A 17,618-nucleotide genomic window follows, 5' to 3' on the forward strand; every position below is an offset into this window, starting at 1 on the left:
AGCGGCAAGCGCAGCGGCCGAAGACCGGTGCGTGGCGGCCGTGCGGGACCGCGAGGCGTCCTCTTCCTCGTTGCCAGCATCGTTGCCAAATATGATCCGCATCTGGCCGCTTTCCAGCAAAGGTTGCAGGCCGCCGGAAAGGAAAAGATGGTCATCCGCATCGCTCTCGCCAGAAAGCTGCTCGTCATTCTCAATGCAAAAGCACGCGATGCGCGAAGCGAGTTCGCAAATGCAACTTGACACCTCAGATAGTCGCTCATCCGACCTCGCTTCGCGAGGCCACCTTCTCCCACAAGGGGAGAAGGAGGAGCCTGGCGCATTCGGCTCAGCCACTCTCCAACATTGGCAATTAGCCATGACATCGATGGCTCTTCCTTCTCCCCTTGTGGGGCCCGAAGGGCGGGCGAGGCCCGTGACTCGTCCAGGGCGGTGGATCGGCGCGTAGCGCCGAGACGGTTGAGGGGTGATCCAGCTAGACGCGACTCCTCAAGCCGCTTGCAATCGCCGCCCCAGCCCCTCACGGATATGCCGTGCGAACTCCTGCGCCGCCGGCCCGACGCCGTGCCTCGGCAGATGCAGGTTGATGGCAAAATTCGGCAGCGGCGGCAGGCCGGCGTCGAACGGCAATATGTCGAGATCCGGAGGCACGGTGGAAGCCAGCCATGTGGTGACGGCGAGGTCCGAGCGCACCGTCGCCGTAGTCGCGTCGATGTTGCCGTTCTCGAACACGCTGCGCCATTCCAGCCCGTGCTCGTTGAGTGCCGACAGCACCGCCGGCCGGAAGGCGCAGGTGTCGGCGACGATCGAGACCGGCAGCGGCCGCTTGGCGCGGGCCGCCCCGCCCCTTGCGCCGACCCAGACCAGCCGGTCGATGGCCAGGCATTCGCCTGACGTCGGACCGACCCGCTCCTCGATCACCGCGAGGTCGATGGTTCCCGCAGCAAGTGCTGCCGCCAGTTCCGGCGAGGAGGCGCAGACCAGCGATATCTCGACCTGCGGATAGGCCTCGGCATAGGTCTTCAGCACCGGCGCCAGCAAGGTGCCGACAAGGTCGTAGGGCACGCCGAGCCGCACCTGGCCGGCGACAGCACTCCCCACCATGTCGGTCCAGATCTCGTCATTGAGGCTGAGCAGGCGCCTGGCTTTGTCGAACAACCGCTCACCGGAATGGGTCAGGCGCAGACCGCGCCGGTCGCGCTCGAACAGGCTGCAGCCGAGCGTGTCTTCCAGCCGCTTGACCTGCTGGCTGACGGCGCCCTGCGTCAGGTGCAGCACGTTCGCCGCCGCCGTCATGCTCGCTTTGTCGGCGACGGTGACGAAGGTGCGCACGAGGCTGGTATCGAGATTGCGGATCATTACAGCATTATAGATGCTAATGCTGATCATCGCAAACATTGCATTTACTGATGCGAGCCGGCGCCTACCATGGAGCTTCCGACAAGGGATGTCCCATGCTCCAGCCTATCCTGCCGCTGATCCTGTTTGCCTTCGTGGCCACTGCCACACCAGGCATCGCCACCACCCTGTCGACCGCTTCAGGCGCGCAGTTCGGCTTTCGCCGCTCGGTTCCGTTGATGATCGGCAGTGCTGCCGGCCTCGCGACCGTGACGGGTGCGGCGGCCGCCGGGCTTGCCGGTCTGCTGCTCGCCATGCCGTCGCTGCAGCTTGCCATGAAGATCGCCGGCTCGCTCTACCTCGTCTGGCTGGCAATCAAGATCGGCCGCGCCGGGCCGCCCAATCTCGATGTGGCCATGGCCAGGCCCAACAGTTTCCTGGGCGGCGCCGGCATCCAGTGGATGAACCCGAAGGGCTGGGCGATGGGGCTGGGCGCGGCTGCCTCCTTCGCCGCGCTTGCCGACGGGCCAGGCCAACTGGCGCTGCTGCTCGGCTCGACCTTCGGCCTCACCGCCGCCATCTCGCTGTCCGTCTGGTGCGTGGCCGGCATGGTGCTGGCACGGCTGCTCAAGACCGAGTGGCAATGGCGCGTGCTCAACATCGTGCTAGCGCTGGTGCTCGCCGCCTCGGTCATCCCGATGTGGCGGTCGGCGTAAGGCGCATACCCATTTCCTCTCCCCCGCGTTGCGGGGGGCGAGAAACCTAAGTCTTGCAAAGTCGGCGCCAGCCTTCCCGTCCAGCCTCAAGCGGCGTAGCGAGCTGCCGGCTTGTCGGCGTGCAGGCTGCCGTAGAAGGCCTGCCGGGCGCCGAGGAACGTGTCCAGCGTTCCCGTATCGGCAAGCGCCGGCACGGTGACGGCTTCGCCCCGCGCCAGGCCGACAAGGGCAGCATCGACCATATCGTCGGCGGTCATGACGATCTCCTTCGGAAGGGTATCGATATCGCCGCCGGAAAGCTCCCAGAAATCGGTCCGGGTCGCGCCCGGCAGCACCACCTGAACCCTTACCTCGGTATCAGCGACCTCGCGTTGCAGCGCTTCGGTGAAGTTGACGACATAGGCCTTGGTGCCGCTGTAGATACCGCCGAAAGAGGTATCGAAGGCCAGCACCGAGGCGATGTTGACGATCCCGCCGCGGTTGCGCGCCAAGAGCCCAGGCAGCACGGCGCGCGTCAGCCGGGTCAGCGCCACGACATTGACCTTGATCATGCGCTCGGCCCCGTCGGCGTCCGCGGTTGCCACCACCGCCTGACCGCCAAGGCCGGCATTGTTGACCAGCAGCGTCACGGTTTCGTCTGCCGATACGGCCTGTTCGACACGGCGCACATCGTCGTCGTCCGAGAGATCGGCGCTGATCACGCTGACCTTGCGATCATAGACGTAACGCAGCTTCTCGGCCAGCTCCTGCAGCCGGTCGGCACGCCGCGCCACCAGCACCAGATCGTAGCCCTGCCCCGCCAGCCGATCCGCATAGACCGCGCCGATACCCGATGAAGCGCCGGTTACGACCGCCGTACCCTTGTTTGCTTGTTCGCTCATTGTCCTGTTCCTTCTATCTCGAATTGTTGCTTCGACCTGGCCGAGGCATCGCAGGCATCAGCCTCTAGGCGCCCGGGCAAGTCGCCTGATTGATTTAGTGGTATATGCCACTTTTGTGAAGTAGGCATATGCCACTATCTTGTCAATGAGCGCATCCGGGATTATTTATCAGGCAGCAGCCGGACAGAATGTCGTCGCTGCCAAGGAACCATCATGTCGAAAGAGGCACCGTCCGGACTGACGCTCTGCAACAATGCCATGCTGCGTCGCGCGACGCGCAAGATTGGCCAGTACTATGACGATGTGCTGGCGCCCTCGGGTCTCAAGGCCACGCAGCAGGGCCTGCTCTACCAGATCCACGTCGGCAACGAGCCGGCGATGGGCGCCATAGCGGCTTCCCTGATCATGGACCTGTCGGCGCTCGGCCACACGCTGAAGCCCCTGATCCGCGACGGCTATGTCGAGACCTTCGCCGACCCCGCCGACCGCCGCGTCAAGCGGGTGCGGCTGACGCCGCAAGGCCTCGTCAAGCTCGATGAGGTGATGAAACTGTGGCATGTCGCCCAGCAACGCTTCGAAGCGGTGGTGGGCAAGGATCAGGCGGCAAACCTCCGCGCGGTGCTGGATGACATCAGCGCGCTGGATTTCGATATGCCGCCGGCCGCTTCTTCTGAGTGAAGAGCGGCCGGCATCATTCAAGTCCAGGTGTTATTCCGCCGGCATCGCCACCGGTCTGGCAAACATCCGCCCGGCCAGAATGATGCCGAGCCCGATGACCGGGAAGGCCGCCGCGATCAGGCCGAGATCGGCCGGCGCGCCGTAGCGCAGCACTGCCCCGCCGACCACCGCGCCCAGCGCCACGCCGAGATAGAGCGCCGAGGCATTGAGCGACAGCACGATCGGGGCCGCGTCGGGTGCGAGCTTGATGATGCGGCTCGCCTGCGCCGGCGGGAAGGCCCAGCCGACGATGCCCCACGGCACCATCATGCCCATCAGCGCCGGTCCGGCGAGGTGATGCGGCAGGAAGGTCGGGATAAGCGAGAACGTGACGAGCATGGCCGCGCTCAGCGCCAGCGACCAGCCGACAGTGCGCGTTGCGCCGAAACGATCGGCTGCCTGGCCGCCGGCAATGTTGCCGATGACGGCGCCGACACCGAAGGCGAGCAGCATGCCCGGCAGCGCGATCGGCGACAGCCCGGCGCCTTCAATGGCCAGCGGCGCGATGAAGCTGAACACGGTGAACGCGCCGATGAGGGCAAGCACCGTCGTCACCAGGATCGGCATCACGCCGGGACGCATGGCCGCCGCCAGCCGGCGCTTAAGCGGCAGCCTGGTGCCGATGATGCCGCGCGGCAGCCGGTACCACAGGATGGCGCCGGCGAGGGCGCCGAGGCCGGCAATGGCATAGAAAGTGCCGCGCCAGCCGGCGATGGCCGCGACCAGCGCGCCAAGCGGCGCGCCGACGGCGACCGCCACCGTGGTGCCGCCGACGACGACGGCGATGGCACGCGCCCGGTGATGGTCATCGACCAGCGCCACCGCCGTGCCTTGCGCGGTCGCCGCGAACAGGCCCGACGACAGCGCCATGATGATGCGTGCGACGAGCAGCACTTCGAAGGACGAGCTCAGGGCGGCGACGACATTGCCGATGACGAAGAACACCAGCGTCCACAGGATGACGCGGCGCCGGTCCCATTCACCGGTCAGCGTTGCCAGGACCGGCGTGCCGATCGCATAGGCGAGCGCGAAGGCGGTGATCAGCGAACCGGCGAGCGGCACCGAGATGCCGGCATCCCTGGCGATATCGGGCAGAAGGCTGGAGATGACGAAGCCTTCGGTCGAGATCGCAAACGATCCGAGCGCAAGCCAGAAGATTCTCTTGTCCATGGGAAAGCGTCCTTAGTTCAAAAGTTATTGAACAATTGGACATAAAAGGGCATCATGTCAATGAGCCAGGGCAAAATAGCAGAACCATGCTGACAGCACTGTGTCAGGACGGTCATGAAGTGGAGAAACCGTGTGTATGGGCTGAGCAGGATCGACGCGTTGAAATCGGCCCGAACTGCGCTTAGGTTCCAGCCATGAGCTTGCCACACCCCAATACGGACCAGATCAGCCTGCCCATCGTGCTCGGCGTGCTCGGCGACCCGACGCGGCTCGCCATCGTGCGCTATCTCGCCAGCAAGGAAGGCGTGCCGCTGAACTGCAGCCGCTTTCTCGACCTCGCCTCCAAGACCAACCTCAGCTACCACCTCGCCAAACTGCGCGAGGCTGGCGTCACCCGCGCCGAAGTGGTCGGCACCAACCGCATGATCACGCTCCGCCGCGCCGACCTCGACGCCCGTTTCCCCGGCCTGCTCGACAGCGTGATCGCGGCCGCCGCCGACGACGCCGCCCTGCCGGCGGTAGGCGGTCATGATTTGGAAGTGCCGGTCTGAACCTTTTCCTCGCGAAGCGGGGAGGAACCAAGTCCTGCCGCCCACCCAGGGAAGCTCCTCATGCGCATCGCCGTTCTCGCCGACATCCACGGCAATGTTCTCGCCCTCGAGGCCGTGCTCGACGATCTCGGGCATCGCGGCGGCGCTGATCTCACCGTCAATCTCGGCGACAGCGTTTCGGGTCCGCTCTGGCCGCGCGAAACGATGGAACGGCTGGAAGCGCTCAAGCTGCCGACGGTGCGTGGCAACCATGACCGCCGCGTCGCCGCCGATCCGGCCGATGAGACCATGTGGGCTTCCGACGTCTATGCGCAGCAGCGATTGACGCCAGCGCAGCGCGACGCATTGTTCGCCCAACCGCTGACCCTTGAGATCGCGCCTGGCGTCATCGCGTTCCATGCCCGCCCGGATCACGACGAGAAATACCTGCTCGACGCGATCGTCGATGGCCAGTTGGTGCGCGCGCCGCTGGCCACGATCCGGCGGCGGCTGAAGGCGCTCGACCCAGCCTGCCGCATCGCGCTCTGCGGCCACAGCCACCGGTCCGAGTTGATCCGCATTCCCGATGGTCCCGTCATCTTCAACCCGGGCAGCATCGGCTGCCCCGCCTATGACGACGACACGCCGCCGGCGCATGTCTCCGAACAGGGCTCGCCGCATGCGCGCTATGGCATCGTCACCTTGGGCGGCGGCGGTCAACCGGATCGCTTCGAGATGATCGCGGTGGACTACGACCACGAGGCGGCGGCACGGCAGGCCGAACAGGCGGGATGCCCGGAATGGGCGCACGGCCTGCGCACCGGCTTCATGCCGGAAGCGGCGCGGCCGTAATCCTTGAACCGCACCACCCGGCGCCATGGTTTGCCATCATGATTGGGCTGAATTTTCCGGCTTTCATGGCCGCGCGCCGTCCCCTATAAAACCGGCCGGATATGCGGCGAGACGGCCGCGGTGATTTGAGTATCGGCGCACGGCCAAATGATGAGGCGCACAGTTACGCTCCGAAAAAGTTTGCAGGCGCTGATTGCCGCTCCGCTGCTGATGGCGGCGTGGCCGGCCGTTGTTCCGGCGCATGCCGAAGAGGCGCCGTTCATCTCCGTCGTCACCGGGCTAGCCCCCGACGACCTGCTCAATGTCCGCGCCAAGCCGTCGGCGATCGGTAAGACCGAGGCCCGCCTGGCTGCCGGTGCGAGCGTGAGAAACCTCGGCTGCAACGACATTGACGGCCATCCCTGGTGCAAGGTCGAGTCTGACAATCCCAAAGCCAGCGGCTGGGCCCCCGCGCGCTACCTGGTGCCCCTCAATCCGGCGACGGTGCCCGGCCAGGCGGGGGACGCCGTGGCCACAGAAGCCGGCGCGACACCCGATGCACCCGACCTGACCGCCCGGCTGGGTAGCGCGGACCAGCCGGCCAGTCCCGAAACCATGCCGAAATCCGCGGCGGAGATCGCGATGCAGGATGCCTATGGCCTGGCGCTGGCGGCGAATGGAACCCTGCAAATTCCCTGCGCCCGCTACGTTGGACAGCCCATGGCGCCCTGCGCGGCGAGCGTGACGCGCAAGGGCACGGACAAGGCCGACGTGACCGTGACCTGGCCCGATGGCGGCAGCCGCGTCATCTCCTTCGATGCCGGCCTGCCGACAAGCTCGGACGCCGGCAGCAACTTCCGCTTCACCAGGGAAGGCAAACTCAACATGATCCGCATCGGCGTGGCGGAGCGGTTTGAGATCACGGATACGGTGGTGCTGGGGGACTAGGCACGCTCCAAAGGTCGGCGCGAGGGAATGAGGCGCTTGTTTGCTTAGCCCTGTGAACCCTTCATTTTCGGGGTTACATCGGGCAAAACTCTTCCCTATAAGGCCCTCCTAGCCTGATACGAGAATCGCGAGCACAACCGGCCGGGTCTTCCCGTCCCGGTTTTTTGTGCAAGCCCGCTGCCGAACGGAATTCACAGACATGCCCAGACGCACCGACATCAAGTCGATCCTGATCATCGGGGCCGGCCCCATCGTCATCGGCCAGGCCTGCGAGTTCGACTATTCCGGCACCCAGGCCTGCAAGGCGCTGAAGGAAGAGGGCTTCCGCGTCATCCTGGTCAATTCCAACCCGGCCACCATCATGACCGACCCGGAACTGGCCGACGCCACCTATATCGAGCCGATCACGCCTGAGGTCGTCGCCAAGATCATCGCCAAGGAGCGGCCCGACGCGCTGCTGCCGACCATGGGCGGCCAGACCGCGCTCAACACCGCCCTGTCGCTGCGCCGCATGGGCGTGCTCGAGCGTTACAATGTCGAGATGATCGGCGCCGACGCGCATGCCATCGACAAGGCCGAGGACCGCGCGCTGTTTCGCGAGGCGATGAAAACGATCGGGCTCGAAACGCCGAAGTCGATGCTGGCCAACGCCACCGACGTCAAGAACGCCGACCGCAAGACGCATGAGGCCGAGCGCGCCGCGCTGAAGGCCGAGAAGCCCGACAATCTCGACGCCGAACTCGACGCGCTGGAAACCCGCTGGAACCTCGGCGAAGGCGACCGCAAGCAGCGCTACATCAGCCATGGCATGGCGATCGCCGCCCAGGCGCTCGACCATGTCGGCCTGCCGGCGATCATCCGCCCCTCCTTCACCATGGGCGGCACCGGCGGTGGCATCGCCTACAACAGGGCTGAATTCTACGACATCGTCCAGTCCGGCCTCGACGCCTCGCCGACCACCGAAGTGCTGATCGAGGAAAGCGTGCTCGGCTGGAAGGAGTATGAGATGGAGGTCGTCCGCGACAAGGCGGACAATTGCATCATCGTCTGCTCGATCGAGAACATCGACCCGATGGGCGTGCATACGGGCGACAGCATCACCGTCGCCCCTGCCCTCACCCTCACAGACAAAGAATACCAGATGATGCGCAACGCCTCGATCGCGGTGCTGCGCGAGATCGGCGTCGAGACCGGCGGCTCCAACGTGCAGTTCGCCGTCAACCCCGCCGATGGCCGCCTCGTCGTCATCGAGATGAACCCGCGCGTCTCGCGCTCATCCGCGCTCGCCTCCAAGGCGACCGGTTTCCCCATCGCCAAGATCGCCGCCAAACTCGCCGTCGGCTACACGCTGGACGAGTTGGAGAACGACATCACCGGCGGCGCCACGCCCGCCTCCTTCGAGCCAAGCATCGACTATGTCGTCACAAAGATCCCGCGCTTTGCCTTCGAGAAATTCCCAGGCGCCGAGCCGGTGCTGACCACCGCCATGAAGTCGGTCGGCGAAGTCATGGCCATCGGCCGCACCTTCCAGGAGTCTTTGCAGAAGGCATTGCGCGGTCTGGAGACCGGCCTCACCGGCCTCGACGAGATCGAGATTCCCGGTCTCGGTCATGCGCTAGGTAACAACCCGGACGACCGCAACGCCATCCGCGCCGCCTTGGGCACGCCGACGCCAGACCGGCTGCGCATGGTGGCGCAGGCAATCCGCATGGGCACGTCGCTCGAAGACGTGCACGCCATGTGCAAGATCGACCCGTGGTTCCTCGAACAGATCGCTGGCATTCTCGCCATGGAAGCCCGCATCCGCGAGCACGGCATCCCCCAGGATGCCGTCAATTTGCGCATGCTGAAGGCCATGGGCTTCTCCGATGCCCGCCTCGCGTCGCTGACGAAGACCGACGCCGAAGTGGTTCAGAAGATTCGCGAAAAGCTCGACGTTCATCCGGTTTATAAGCGCATCGATACCTGCGCCGCCGAGTTCGCCTCGCCCACCGCCTACATGTACTCGACCTATGAAGTGCCCTTCGCCGGCGCGCTCGCCAACGAGGCCCAAGTGTCATCGCGCAAGAAGGTCGTCATCCTTGGCGGCGGGCCGAACCGCATCGGCCAGGGCATCGAGTTCGACTATTGCTGCTGCCACGCGGCCTTCGCGCTGCGCGACGCCGGCTATGAAGCGATCATGATCAACTGCAATCCCGAGACCGTGTCGACCGACTACGACACCTCGGACCGGCTCTATTTCGAGCCGCTGACGGCGGAGGACGTGCTGGAGATCCTCCGCGCCGAGCAGGCCTCGGGCGAGCTGGTCGGCGTCATCGTCCAGTTCGGCGGCCAGACGCCGCTGAAGCTGGCGGACGCGCTGGAGAAGGCCGGCATACCGATCCTCGGCACCTCGCCCGACATGATCGATCTGGCCGAAGACCGCGACCGCTTCCAGAAGCTGCTGCACAAGCTCAACCTCAGCCAGCCGAAGAACGGCATCGCCTATTCGGTCGAGCAGGCCCGCCTCGTCGCCGGCGAGCTCGGCTTCCCGCTGGTGGTGCGCCCCTCCTATGTGCTCGGCGGCCGCGCCATGCAGATCATCCATGACGAGGGCATGCTGCAGAATTACCTGCTCGACACCGTGCCCGGCCTGGTGCCGGAGGACATCAAGCAGAAATACCCCAACGACAAGACCGGCCAGATCAACACGCTCTTGGGCAAGAACCCGCTGCTGTTCGACACCTATCTCTCGGGCGCCATCGAGGTCGATGTCGACTGCCTCTGCGACGGCAAGGCGACCTTCGTCTCCGGCATTCTGGAACACATCGAGGAAGCCGGCATCCATTCGGGCGACTCGGCCTGCTCGCTGCCGGTGCACTCGCTGCCTTCGGACCTCGTCAACGAGTTGGAGCGCCAGACGGCGGCCCTAGCCCGCGCGCTCAATGTCGGCGGGCTGATGAACGTGCAGTACGCGATCAAGGACGGCACGGTCTATGTGCTGGAGGTCAACCCGCGCGCGTCGCGCACCGTGCCCTTCGTCGCCAAGACCATCGGGCGCCCGATCGCGAAGATCGCCGCCCGCATCATGGCCGGCGAGACGCTGGAAGACGCCTTCTCCCATTACGGCGCCATGTCCGACCCGCGCAATCCCGGCCACATCGCGGTCAAGGAAGCCGTCTTCCCCTTCGCCCGCTTCCCCGGCGTCGACATCCTGCTCGGTCCGGAAATGCGCTCGACCGGCGAGGTCATGGGCCTCGATCGCGATTTTGCGCTCGCCTTCGCCAAGAGCCAGCTCGGCGCCGGCGTCGACCTGCCGCGCTCCGGCACGCTGTTCGTCTCGGTGCGCGACGAGGACAAGAAAGGCATATTGCCGGCCGTCAAGCGCCTCGCCGGCCTCGGCTTCAAGGTGCTGGCCACCTCGGGCACGCAACGCTTCCTCGCCGAAAACGGCGTGGTGGCCGAGAAAATAAACAAAGTCCTCGAAGGCCGCCCCCACATCGAAGACGCCATCCGCAACCGCCAGGTCCAGATCGTCTTCAACACCACGGATGGCCAGAAGGCGGTGTCGGACTCGAAGTCACTGCGCAGGGCAACGTTGATGCAGAAGGTGCCGTATTACACGACGCTGTCGGGGGCGGCGGCGGTGGCCGAGGCGATCGCGGCGCTGAAGGCGGGGAGCCTGGAGGTGCGGCCGCTGCAGGAGTATTTTGCTTGAGTGCTATGAATTAGCACTGTTAGGTTAGCACCTAGGCAGGTAGAGCCATGTCACTTTGAAGGAATATTCACAATATTCTTCCAAGCTCGACCGGGTCGAGCGTGCTATCCAATGCGAATCACTCGCATATGGAGTTGACAAATCGATGAGAACAAACTAGGAACGAGTGGTTGGAACGCACTGGATGACTAGTCAACGGGTTCGCGATCCCCTGCATGACTTGGTGCCGTTTTCGAACTCAGAGCTGGAAAAAACGCTGTGGGATGTCATTCAAACCAGGCCTTTCCAGCGCCTTCGCCGGGTTAAGCAGTTAGGATTTTCCGACCTGGTGTATCCTGGCGCGAGCCACTCGCGCTTCGCTCATAGTCTTGGGGTTTTTCATACCGCACGACAATTAAAGGAGATAATCGAATCCTCGAAAATGGAACAGAATAGCAAACAACAACGGGCGTTGGCTGCTGCTTTGGTACACGATTTAGGACATGGACCGTTTAGTCACGCCTTCGAAAAAGTCGGCAAACGGCTAGGTTTAAAATTGTCTGACCATGAAAATATGAGCGACTTGCTCGTTCGCGACAGCGAAGTTTCAGAAAAGCTAAATGAGCTTGGAAGCGGCTTTGCTGATGATGTAGCGAATATACTGAAAAAGGATGGTGTTAAAACTGTTCACCACGCGGTCGTATCAAGTCAATTTGATGCAGATAGGCTTGATTATATGCGACGCGACCGCCTGATGACCGGAACGCAACACTCGGCAATCGATTTCCCTTGGCTATTAGCGAATCTAGAAATCGGTTCGGTTCCTTTTGGTGTAGACGATACGAAACTTGGCGAAGTTGAGACGTTCGTGCTGGGTCCAAAGGCCATTTACGCGGCAGAGCAATTTGTACTTGGGCTTTTCCAATTGTACCCAACGGTTTACTTCCACAAGACAACGAGAGGCGCTGAAAAGATATTCACAGAGCTGTTGGTCCGAGTTGTGGAACTCGTTAAGGACAACAGCGTGAAATCTACTGGCCTTCCCAAGAATCACCCACTCGTTGAGTTTGCTCGATATCCTGAACGTATTTCTGCGGCGCTCAATCTGGATGACTCAGTGATTTGGGGCGCTTTATCCCTCCTATCGGGATCGACCGATGCGCTCGTAAGTGAGTTTTCAAGGCGCCTTCGCGATAGGCAGCTCTATAAATGTTGCGACATAAGAAACGAGGTAGCTCACGCCCTTGACTCAAGCGACAACGGAGGGAACGAAGCTGTTGAAAAAATTGATAAATGTTGCGCTTCCATCAATGAGAAATTGACGGAATGGTCGGCGACAAATAGCCAGTTTCGCCCAAGGTTGTTGTTCGATGATGAAAAAAGGTCGCCCTACAAGCCTGTAGGCCAATCGAAAGGCCCTCTTGATAGAATAAATATTCGAACGGCCGGCGGATCGTTGGTGGATTTGGCAGAGCGATCAAATGTTGTAGCGGCTCTGAAGACCTTCAAACTCTATAGAGTATACGTAGACAAAGATGATGCAGAAGCAAGAGATGTCATCGTTAAAACGATGAAAGAGGAGATAGAAAATGTCGCGCGCTGAAGCTCAAATCGCACGAGAGATTATCCGAGATGCCGGCGGCAGGGTGGTTGGGCGGACTCGGCTCCAAAAAATTGCATATGTATTATCTGCTTCTGGCCTGTATAACTCTTTCACATTTTCATACAAGCATTACGGGCCGTTTAGTGAAGAGCTTGCCACAGCTGCACGGGAAGCTAAATTGCTTGGACTCGTTGATGAAACTGAGCAGATGGCTGCTTGGGGAGGAAGCTATTCCATTTTTCATGTCAATGCAGATATCCCAGCGGAGGTCCCACAAGCCCGGCTTGGCTTGGCTAGACTTGCTGCTCAGGCAGATGCAATTGCATTGGAGTTGGCAGCTACAGCTCTCTTTCTTTCAAAAGAAGGGATAGATGACCCATGGGAAGAAACAGAACGGCGCAAGCCGGAAAAAGCGGATCAAGTTCATCTGCAGGCTGCAAAAGATTTATATCTTCAGTTTCGTCAAATTCCTGCTCCTGAACCTTGGCCAAATATTCTGTAACCTCTCACCCCACCGCCACGCACTCAATCTCGATATCAAACTCCATCGGCCAGGACGCCACCGGCACGAAACTGCGCGCCGGCGGGTTCACGTTGAAATACCGGGCATACACCCTGTTTATCGCGTTGTAGAAGCCGGAATTGACGGCGTAGATGCGCACCATCACCACGTTTTCCAGCGAGGTGCCGGCCGCTTCCAGGCAGTGTTTCAGCGCCTTCAGCGACGCGTCTGTCTGGGTTTCGATGTCGCCGCGCACCATCTCGCCGGTCCCCATGTCCACCGGCGGCGTCGCCGAGATGAACACGAAGCCGTTGGCCCTCACCGCCGTCGAACAAGGCAGGCCCAGCGCCCGCACCTTGTCCGACATGATTGGCACTTCGATGATTTCTTTTTTCATGGTGGTGCTCCCTGGGTTTGCAGGGAGCTTAGCGCGGCGGCGGGCGAACGCCAGCGCTTCTTCCTTCTCCCCTTGTGGGGTCCGAAGGGCGGGCGAGGCCCGTGACTCGCCCAGGGCGGTGGATCGGCGTGCAGCGCCGAGACGGTTGAGGGGTGCGTGACGGAGTGAGACGTTGCCGATTTCATCCGTTTTCACCCTGAGGTGCCGTCGGGCATGACCGTATCGCCAAGCTGGAACACCCCTCATCCGTCTTGCCGCTTCGCGGCAATCCACCTTCTCCCACAAGGGGAGAAGGAAGAAGCGCCGCGCCTCCCAGCCCTCACCCCTGCCCCGGGTACAGCGTGCCGTCCTTGTGCAGGAACCGCCCGTCCGAACTCGGGCTCATCATGTCGATGTCGGAGCAGGTGATCACATCATCGGGATTGCGCGAGCCGACTTCCAGGTAGCGCGCGGTGGCCGACGAGCGGTTGATCATATGATGGCCGTTGCCGCTGTTCTTGGCGAAGGTCGCGCAGTCGCCGGCCTTGAGCAGCGTCTCGCCGCCGTCCTCGACCAGCACCAGTTCGCCCTCCAGCACATAGACGAGCTCGTCCTCGTGGCTGTGCCAGTGGCGCTGGCTCGACCAGCCGCCCGGCGGCAAGGTCATCAGGTTGACGCCGAAATCGGTGAGCCCGCCGGCATCGCCAAGGCGGCGGCGGGTGCGGTCGGCGCAAGGGGCGTCGAAGGGTGCGGGATAGCCGGAGCCCTTGCGGACGGGCACGGATGCGAGGTCGATCTTGGGCATGGGGAGCTCCCGGGTGATGTGCGCAGTCTAGCGCATGCGGGTGGAGGCACAGGGCCAAGTTGCGGGTGGGGGTTTGCCGGTGCCAGGATAGTTGCGGTAGCGCTCCACGGCGCCCCCCTCTGTCCTGCCGGACATCTCCCCCTCAAGTGGGGAGATTGGCAGCTTCGGTGCCGGCTCTCTTTCTGGCAATGTTGAAAATTGGCGAAGGCCGCGATGACAGCCAATCTCCCCCCAAGAGGGGGAGATGTCCGGCAGGACAGAGGGGGGCGCCGTAGAGCGCCAGCTTGATCCCCTAATGCGCCGCGCCGAGCTCCTTCACGTGCTTTTCATGCTCCTTCAGCGTCGGCAGCGTCTTCTTGGCGAATTCCTTCAGCGCGGGGTCGTCGCCCGATTTCGCATAGGTGCTGAACAGGGCGACCGCCTGCTTGTGGGCCTCGGTCTGCATCATGACGTATTTCTGGTCGAACTCCTTGCCGCTGGCGCCTTTCAGCTGGTCCAGCATCTGCTGGTCCTTGGGCTGCAGCGCGGGTCCGGCGGGTTTGATCGAGGCTGTGGTCTGCCCCTTGCTCAGCGCCTGCTTGAAGTCCTCGCCGGCCTTGGTGTGGTCCTTGATCATCTGGCCGGCGAAGGCCTTGACGTCCGCCGAGGCGGATTTCTGTTCGGCCAGCCTGCTCGACTGGATCTCGAATTCATTGGCGCTGGGCACGGTGCCGACAAAGGTCGGGGTGTCGACCTTGCTGTCGGGCAACATGGGCGCTACCGCGTTCGAATTGGTGCCGTTCGTCTGGGCGAGCGCGGCGGGCGCGACGGCGGTCAGCGCGACGGCGGCCATGGTCAGGAGGATTTTCATCTGGGATCTCCGATCGGAATGGTTCCCTCGGGATTCCAACGCCGCAGGCGAGACGAAGTTGCGCCAGGCCCCTCAGTGGCAGCAGGCGTCGCCATATTGCAGCTGCTCGTGCCAGTTCGGCCGGCCCTCCGGCGTGAAATCCATCAGGTTCCACAGGATCTCGCAGGTGCCGATGGCGCGCGGGTCCTGGCCGGGCTCGGCCGGCGCGAAGCCGAGTTCGGACGACCAGAAATGCCTGATGCCGTCACCGTCGCGGTGGAACACCGACAGCAGCGGGATCTGCGCGCCGTCGGCATCCTCGGCGTTGTAGTCGCGCTTGAAGCTGTTGTTGGCCGAAGACACCAGCCGCATGTTGCGCCAGCGGCGATCGCGGCCGAGCGTGACGAGGTTTTCCAGCGCCGTCTTGGCCACGACGGCGAAGTTGAAGCCGGCCGCCTCGAGATGGCCGACCGCGCCATCGAACTGGTCGAGCAGCGCCGTGCAGGAGGGGCATGGCTGGTCGGGCCGCGCGAGCTTCGCCGTGCCGCCGCTGGTCGCGATGTCGCGCGTCTCCTGCGGGTGGCGCGGGAACATCATCTGGTAGAGGATCAGCGTGTCCTTGCCGGGCGCGAACAATTCCGAGAGTTTTATCTTCGCGGTCTTGCCTGACATATCCAGCCCATCGAACACATAGTCCTGCGGCACCAGCCCGCCCGGCGGCAGCGCCCGGCGCGCCTCGGCCACGGCTTCCATGGCGCGGCGCAGCTCGATTTCCTTCTTCAGCAGCTTTTCGCGCGCGGTGCGGTATTTGGCGGTTTCGTTGGGAAAGGTGATCATGATCGGCTCCTTCAAGTCGTCGCGCCGGCGTCCCGGCAGGGTTGCTCTGCGACCCAAGGACGTTTCGCCGTAACCGGTTCCGACATTTTTACGCGCCCGCAACTGCCTCACCCCTTCACTCCGCCGGCGGTCAGGCCGGAGACGATCTTGCGCTGGAAAATCAGCACCAGCACCACCAGCGGCACGGTGACGATCACCGATGCGGCCATGATGTTGCCCCAGGGGATTTCGAACTGCGAATTGCCGGAGAGCAGCGCGATCGCCACCGGCACGGTCCGCCGCGCATCGTTGGAGGTGAAGGTCAGGGCAAACAGGAACTCGTTCCACGCGCCGATGAAGGCCAGCAGTCCGGTGGTCGCCAGCGCCGGCCACATCAGCGGCAGGAAGATGCGCGTGATGATGATCCATGGCGTCGCGCCATCGAGGATCGCCGCCTCCTCGACCTCGACCGGCAGGTCGCGGACGAAAGCGGTGAGCACCCAGACGGTGAACGGCAGCGTGAAGATCATGTAGGAGAAGATCAGCGCGAAGAGCGAATTGTAGAGGCCGAACATCCGCACCAGTTCGAACAGCCCGGCCAGCACCGCCACCTGCGGGAACATCGAGACCCACAGGATGGCGAACAGCAATGCCGAGCGGCCGCGAAAACGGATACGCGCCAGCGCGTAGGCGGCGGTGACGCCGAGAAACAGCGAGAGCGCCACCACCGCGCCGGAGACGACCAGCGAATTCAGGAGGTTGTGCACGAAGGCGCCTTCGGCCAGCACGTTGCGATAATTGCCGAGGCTGGGTGCCTTCGGCCACGGATCGGCCTGGAACAGCGCGGTCCCCGATTTCAGGCTGGTGACGATGGCATAATAGAACGGGAACACCGCGATAAGCACGATCGCCCCGATCAGCAGATAGAAGGCTATGCGCTTCAGGAGCCACATCTCAGCGGCCTCCTTCCAGGCTTATCCGGCCGATGCGGATGGTGAGGATGGTGAGCAGAGCGAGGATGAGGAAGAGCAGGGTCGAGGCGGCCGAGCCGTAGGCGAACTTGTCGAATTCGAACAGGTTCTCGCGGGCGAACACCGACATCGACTTGGTGTGCGCATTGTTGGGCGTCAGCACATAGATCAGGTCGAAGATGCGCAGCGCATCGAGTGCCCGGAAGATCACCGCCACCATCACCGCAGGGCGGATCAGCGGCACGGTCACCCGCCAGAAGATCTGCCAGGGATTGGCGCCGTCGAGCCTGGCGACCTCGATGATCTCGCGCGGCAGCATCTGCAGCGCGGCCAGGATCAGCAGCGCCATGAAGGGCGTCGTTTTCCAGATGTCGACGATCAGCACGGCCGCCATCGCTGTGTCGGCGCTGGCGGTCCAGGCGATCTTGTGGTCGATCAGCCCGAGATTGATCAGCACGACATTGATGATGCCGAACTGGTCGTTCAGCATCCACTGCCACATCTTCGCCGAAACAATGGTCGGGACCGCCCAGGGGATGAGGATCGCCGCCCTGACGATGCCGCGCCCTGGGAATTCGGCGTTGAGCACCAGGGCGACGACCATGCCGAGGATCGTCTCGCAGGTCACCGAAACCACCGCGAAGCGCACGGTGTTCCACACGGCGCCCCACCAGACCGGATCGAGAAGCAGCCCGTCGTAGATGACCCTGCCACTCGGCATGCGCAGCACCGAGACATAATTGGCGAAGCCGACCCATTGGCGGGCGTCGAGATCGGACAGCGAGGCATCGGTGAAGCTGAAATAGACCGTGCGCGCCAGCGGCCAGCCGGCGGCGGCGGCGAGCACCAGAAGCATCGGCGCCAGGAACAGCCATGCCGAGCGCACGCGCTGGCGCATCAGCCGCGAGCCTG

17 protein-coding genes and 1 pseudogene are annotated in these 17,618 nt (G+C 63.3%); 9 read left to right on the forward strand and 9 right to left on the reverse strand.

The genetic code is table 11. The features are described from left to right. A pseudogene (locus tag M653_RS01000000132335) lies at positions 1 to 240 on the forward strand (IS110 family transposase); the annotation flags it as partial. A gap of 246 nt (positions 241 to 486) precedes the next feature. Here the strand turns inward: M653_RS01000000132335 and M653_RS0110115 are convergent. Continuing rightward, complete coding sequence (locus M653_RS0110115) at positions 487 to 1,395, reverse strand: LysR substrate-binding domain-containing protein (RefSeq protein WP_051442643.1); 909 nt, start codon at positions 1,393 to 1,395, stop codon at positions 487 to 489. Positions 1,396 to 1,451: 56 nt separating this feature from the next. Between M653_RS0110115 and M653_RS0110120 the strand changes: the two genes are divergently transcribed. Then, on the forward strand, positions 1,452 to 2,051 hold the full coding sequence (locus tag M653_RS0110120) for a LysE family translocator (protein WP_027143248.1): 600 nt from the start codon (positions 1,452 to 1,454) through the stop codon (positions 2,049 to 2,051). 86 nt (positions 2,052 to 2,137) lie between these two features. Here M653_RS0110120 and M653_RS0110125 read toward each other — a convergent pair whose 3' ends face one another. Continuing rightward, on the reverse strand, positions 2,138 to 2,932 hold the full coding sequence (locus M653_RS0110125; RefSeq protein WP_027143249.1) for an SDR family oxidoreductase: 795 nt from the start codon (positions 2,930 to 2,932) through the stop codon (positions 2,138 to 2,140). Positions 2,933 to 3,145: 213 nt separating this feature from the next. Here M653_RS0110125 and M653_RS0110130 point away from each other — a divergent pair, with 213 nt between their 5' ends. Beyond that, positions 3,146 to 3,610, forward strand: a complete 465-nt coding sequence (locus tag M653_RS0110130) for a MarR family winged helix-turn-helix transcriptional regulator (protein ID WP_027143250.1) — start codon at positions 3,146 to 3,148, stop codon at positions 3,608 to 3,610. Between the two features lie 30 nt (positions 3,611 to 3,640). Here the strand turns inward: M653_RS0110130 and M653_RS0110135 are convergent, their stop codons facing one another. Beyond that, complete coding sequence (locus M653_RS0110135) at positions 3,641 to 4,819, reverse strand: MFS transporter (RefSeq protein WP_027143251.1); 1,179 nt, start codon at positions 4,817 to 4,819, stop codon at positions 3,641 to 3,643. 194 nt (positions 4,820 to 5,013) lie between these two features. On the opposite strand from M653_RS0110135, the gene M653_RS0110140 reads away from it, so the two are divergent. The 6 genes from M653_RS0110140 (at position 5,014) to M653_RS01000000132340 (ending at position 12,909) form a co-directional block, all read left to right on the forward strand. Next, positions 5,014 to 5,370, forward strand: coding sequence for a helix-turn-helix transcriptional regulator (locus M653_RS0110140; RefSeq protein ID WP_027143252.1), 357 nt, complete (start codon positions 5,014 to 5,016; stop codon positions 5,368 to 5,370). A gap of 60 nt (positions 5,371 to 5,430) precedes the next feature. Continuing rightward, a complete protein-coding gene (locus tag M653_RS0110145) occupies positions 5,431 to 6,201 on the forward strand; it encodes a metallophosphoesterase family protein (protein ID WP_027143253.1) in 771 nt (256 codons plus the stop codon). A gap of 147 nt (positions 6,202 to 6,348) precedes the next feature. Continuing rightward, positions 6,349 to 7,128, forward strand: a complete 780-nt coding sequence (locus M653_RS0110150; protein ID WP_027143254.1) for an SH3 domain-containing protein — start codon at positions 6,349 to 6,351, stop codon at positions 7,126 to 7,128. 199 nt (positions 7,129 to 7,327) lie between these two features. After that, positions 7,328 to 10,825 (forward strand): carbamoyl-phosphate synthase large subunit, encoded by a 3,498-nt coding sequence (gene carB / locus M653_RS0110155; RefSeq protein WP_027143255.1) that lies wholly within the window; start codon positions 7,328 to 7,330, stop codon positions 10,823 to 10,825. A 184-nt stretch (positions 10,826 to 11,009) separates the two neighbouring features. Then, entirely contained in the window at positions 11,010 to 12,407 is a 1,398-nt protein-coding gene (locus M653_RS0110160; RefSeq protein ID WP_156938180.1) for an HD domain-containing protein, read from the forward strand. Next, positions 12,394 to 12,909: a hypothetical protein gene (locus M653_RS01000000132340; protein ID WP_156938181.1), complete on the forward strand. Its 516-nt coding sequence runs from the start codon at positions 12,394 to 12,396 to the stop codon at positions 12,907 to 12,909. Before M653_RS0110160 ends, M653_RS01000000132340 begins: the two co-directional genes overlap by 14 nt. Before the next feature lie 4 nt (positions 12,910 to 12,913). Here the strand turns inward: M653_RS01000000132340 and M653_RS0110170 are convergent, their stop codons facing one another. From M653_RS0110170 to M653_RS0110195, 6 genes are all read right to left on the reverse strand, one after another. Further along, positions 12,914 to 13,306 (reverse strand): RidA family protein, encoded by a 393-nt coding sequence (locus tag M653_RS0110170; RefSeq protein WP_027143258.1) that lies wholly within the window; start codon positions 13,304 to 13,306, stop codon positions 12,914 to 12,916. 319 nt (positions 13,307 to 13,625) lie between these two features. Further along, entirely contained in the window at positions 13,626 to 14,090 is a 465-nt protein-coding gene (locus tag M653_RS0110175) for a cupin domain-containing protein (protein WP_027143259.1), read from the reverse strand. Positions 14,091 to 14,382: 292 nt separating this feature from the next. After that, a complete protein-coding gene (locus M653_RS0110180; RefSeq protein ID WP_027143260.1) occupies positions 14,383 to 14,940 on the reverse strand; it encodes a DUF4142 domain-containing protein in 558 nt (185 codons plus the stop codon). Between the two features lie 72 nt (positions 14,941 to 15,012). Then, positions 15,013 to 15,756, reverse strand: coding sequence for a DUF899 family protein (locus tag M653_RS0110185; protein WP_032935187.1), 744 nt, complete (start codon positions 15,754 to 15,756; stop codon positions 15,013 to 15,015). 107 nt (positions 15,757 to 15,863) lie between these two features. Next, on the reverse strand, positions 15,864 to 16,688 hold the full coding sequence (locus tag M653_RS0110190; protein ID WP_027143262.1) for a carbohydrate ABC transporter permease: 825 nt from the start codon (positions 16,686 to 16,688) through the stop codon (positions 15,864 to 15,866). Position 16,689: 1 nt separating this feature from the next. After that, on the reverse strand, positions 16,690 to 17,604 hold the full coding sequence (locus M653_RS0110195; protein WP_084636587.1) for a sugar ABC transporter permease: 915 nt from the start codon (positions 17,602 to 17,604) through the stop codon (positions 16,690 to 16,692). Between the last annotated feature and the right edge of the window lie 14 nt (positions 17,605 to 17,618).

Origin of the sequence: Mesorhizobium sp. WSM3626 (assembly GCF_000513935.1) — a bacterium.
GTDB lineage: Bacteria > Pseudomonadota > Alphaproteobacteria > Rhizobiales > Rhizobiaceae > Mesorhizobium > Mesorhizobium salmacidum.

Coding starts and splice junctions, on each gene's coding strand:
- M653_RS0110115 (WP_051442643.1), bottom strand. CDS start 1,395: ATGTTTGCGATGATCAGCATTAGCATCTATAATGCTGTAATGATCCGC.
- M653_RS0110120 (WP_027143248.1), top strand. CDS start 1,452: ATGCTCCAGCCTATCCTGCCGCTGATCCTGTTTGCCTTCGTGGCCACT.
- M653_RS0110125 (WP_027143249.1), bottom strand. CDS start 2,932: ATGAGCGAACAAGCAAACAAGGGTACGGCGGTCGTAACCGGCGCTTCA.
- M653_RS0110130 (WP_027143250.1), top strand. CDS start 3,146: ATGTCGAAAGAGGCACCGTCCGGACTGACGCTCTGCAACAATGCCATG.
- M653_RS0110135 (WP_027143251.1), bottom strand. CDS start 4,819: ATGGACAAGAGAATCTTCTGGCTTGCGCTCGGATCGTTTGCGATCTCG.
- M653_RS0110140 (WP_027143252.1), top strand. CDS start 5,014: ATGAGCTTGCCACACCCCAATACGGACCAGATCAGCCTGCCCATCGTG.
- M653_RS0110145 (WP_027143253.1), top strand. CDS start 5,431: ATGCGCATCGCCGTTCTCGCCGACATCCACGGCAATGTTCTCGCCCTC.
- M653_RS0110150 (WP_027143254.1), top strand. CDS start 6,349: ATGATGAGGCGCACAGTTACGCTCCGAAAAAGTTTGCAGGCGCTGATT.
- carB (WP_027143255.1), top strand. CDS start 7,328: ATGCCCAGACGCACCGACATCAAGTCGATCCTGATCATCGGGGCCGGC.
- M653_RS0110160 (WP_156938180.1), top strand. CDS start 11,010: ATGACTAGTCAACGGGTTCGCGATCCCCTGCATGACTTGGTGCCGTTT.
- M653_RS01000000132340 (WP_156938181.1), top strand. CDS start 12,394: ATGTCGCGCGCTGAAGCTCAAATCGCACGAGAGATTATCCGAGATGCC.
- M653_RS0110170 (WP_027143258.1), bottom strand. CDS start 13,306: ATGAAAAAAGAAATCATCGAAGTGCCAATCATGTCGGACAAGGTGCGG.
- M653_RS0110175 (WP_027143259.1), bottom strand. CDS start 14,090: ATGCCCAAGATCGACCTCGCATCCGTGCCCGTCCGCAAGGGCTCCGGC.
- M653_RS0110180 (WP_027143260.1), bottom strand. CDS start 14,940: ATGAAAATCCTCCTGACCATGGCCGCCGTCGCGCTGACCGCCGTCGCG.
- M653_RS0110185 (WP_032935187.1), bottom strand. CDS start 15,756: ATGATCACCTTTCCCAACGAAACCGCCAAATACCGCACCGCGCGCGAA.
- M653_RS0110190 (WP_027143262.1), bottom strand. CDS start 16,688: ATGTGGCTCCTGAAGCGCATAGCCTTCTATCTGCTGATCGGGGCGATC.
- M653_RS0110195 (WP_084636587.1), bottom strand. CDS start 17,604: ATGCGCCAGCGCGTGCGCTCGGCATGGCTGTTCCTGGCGCCGATGCTT.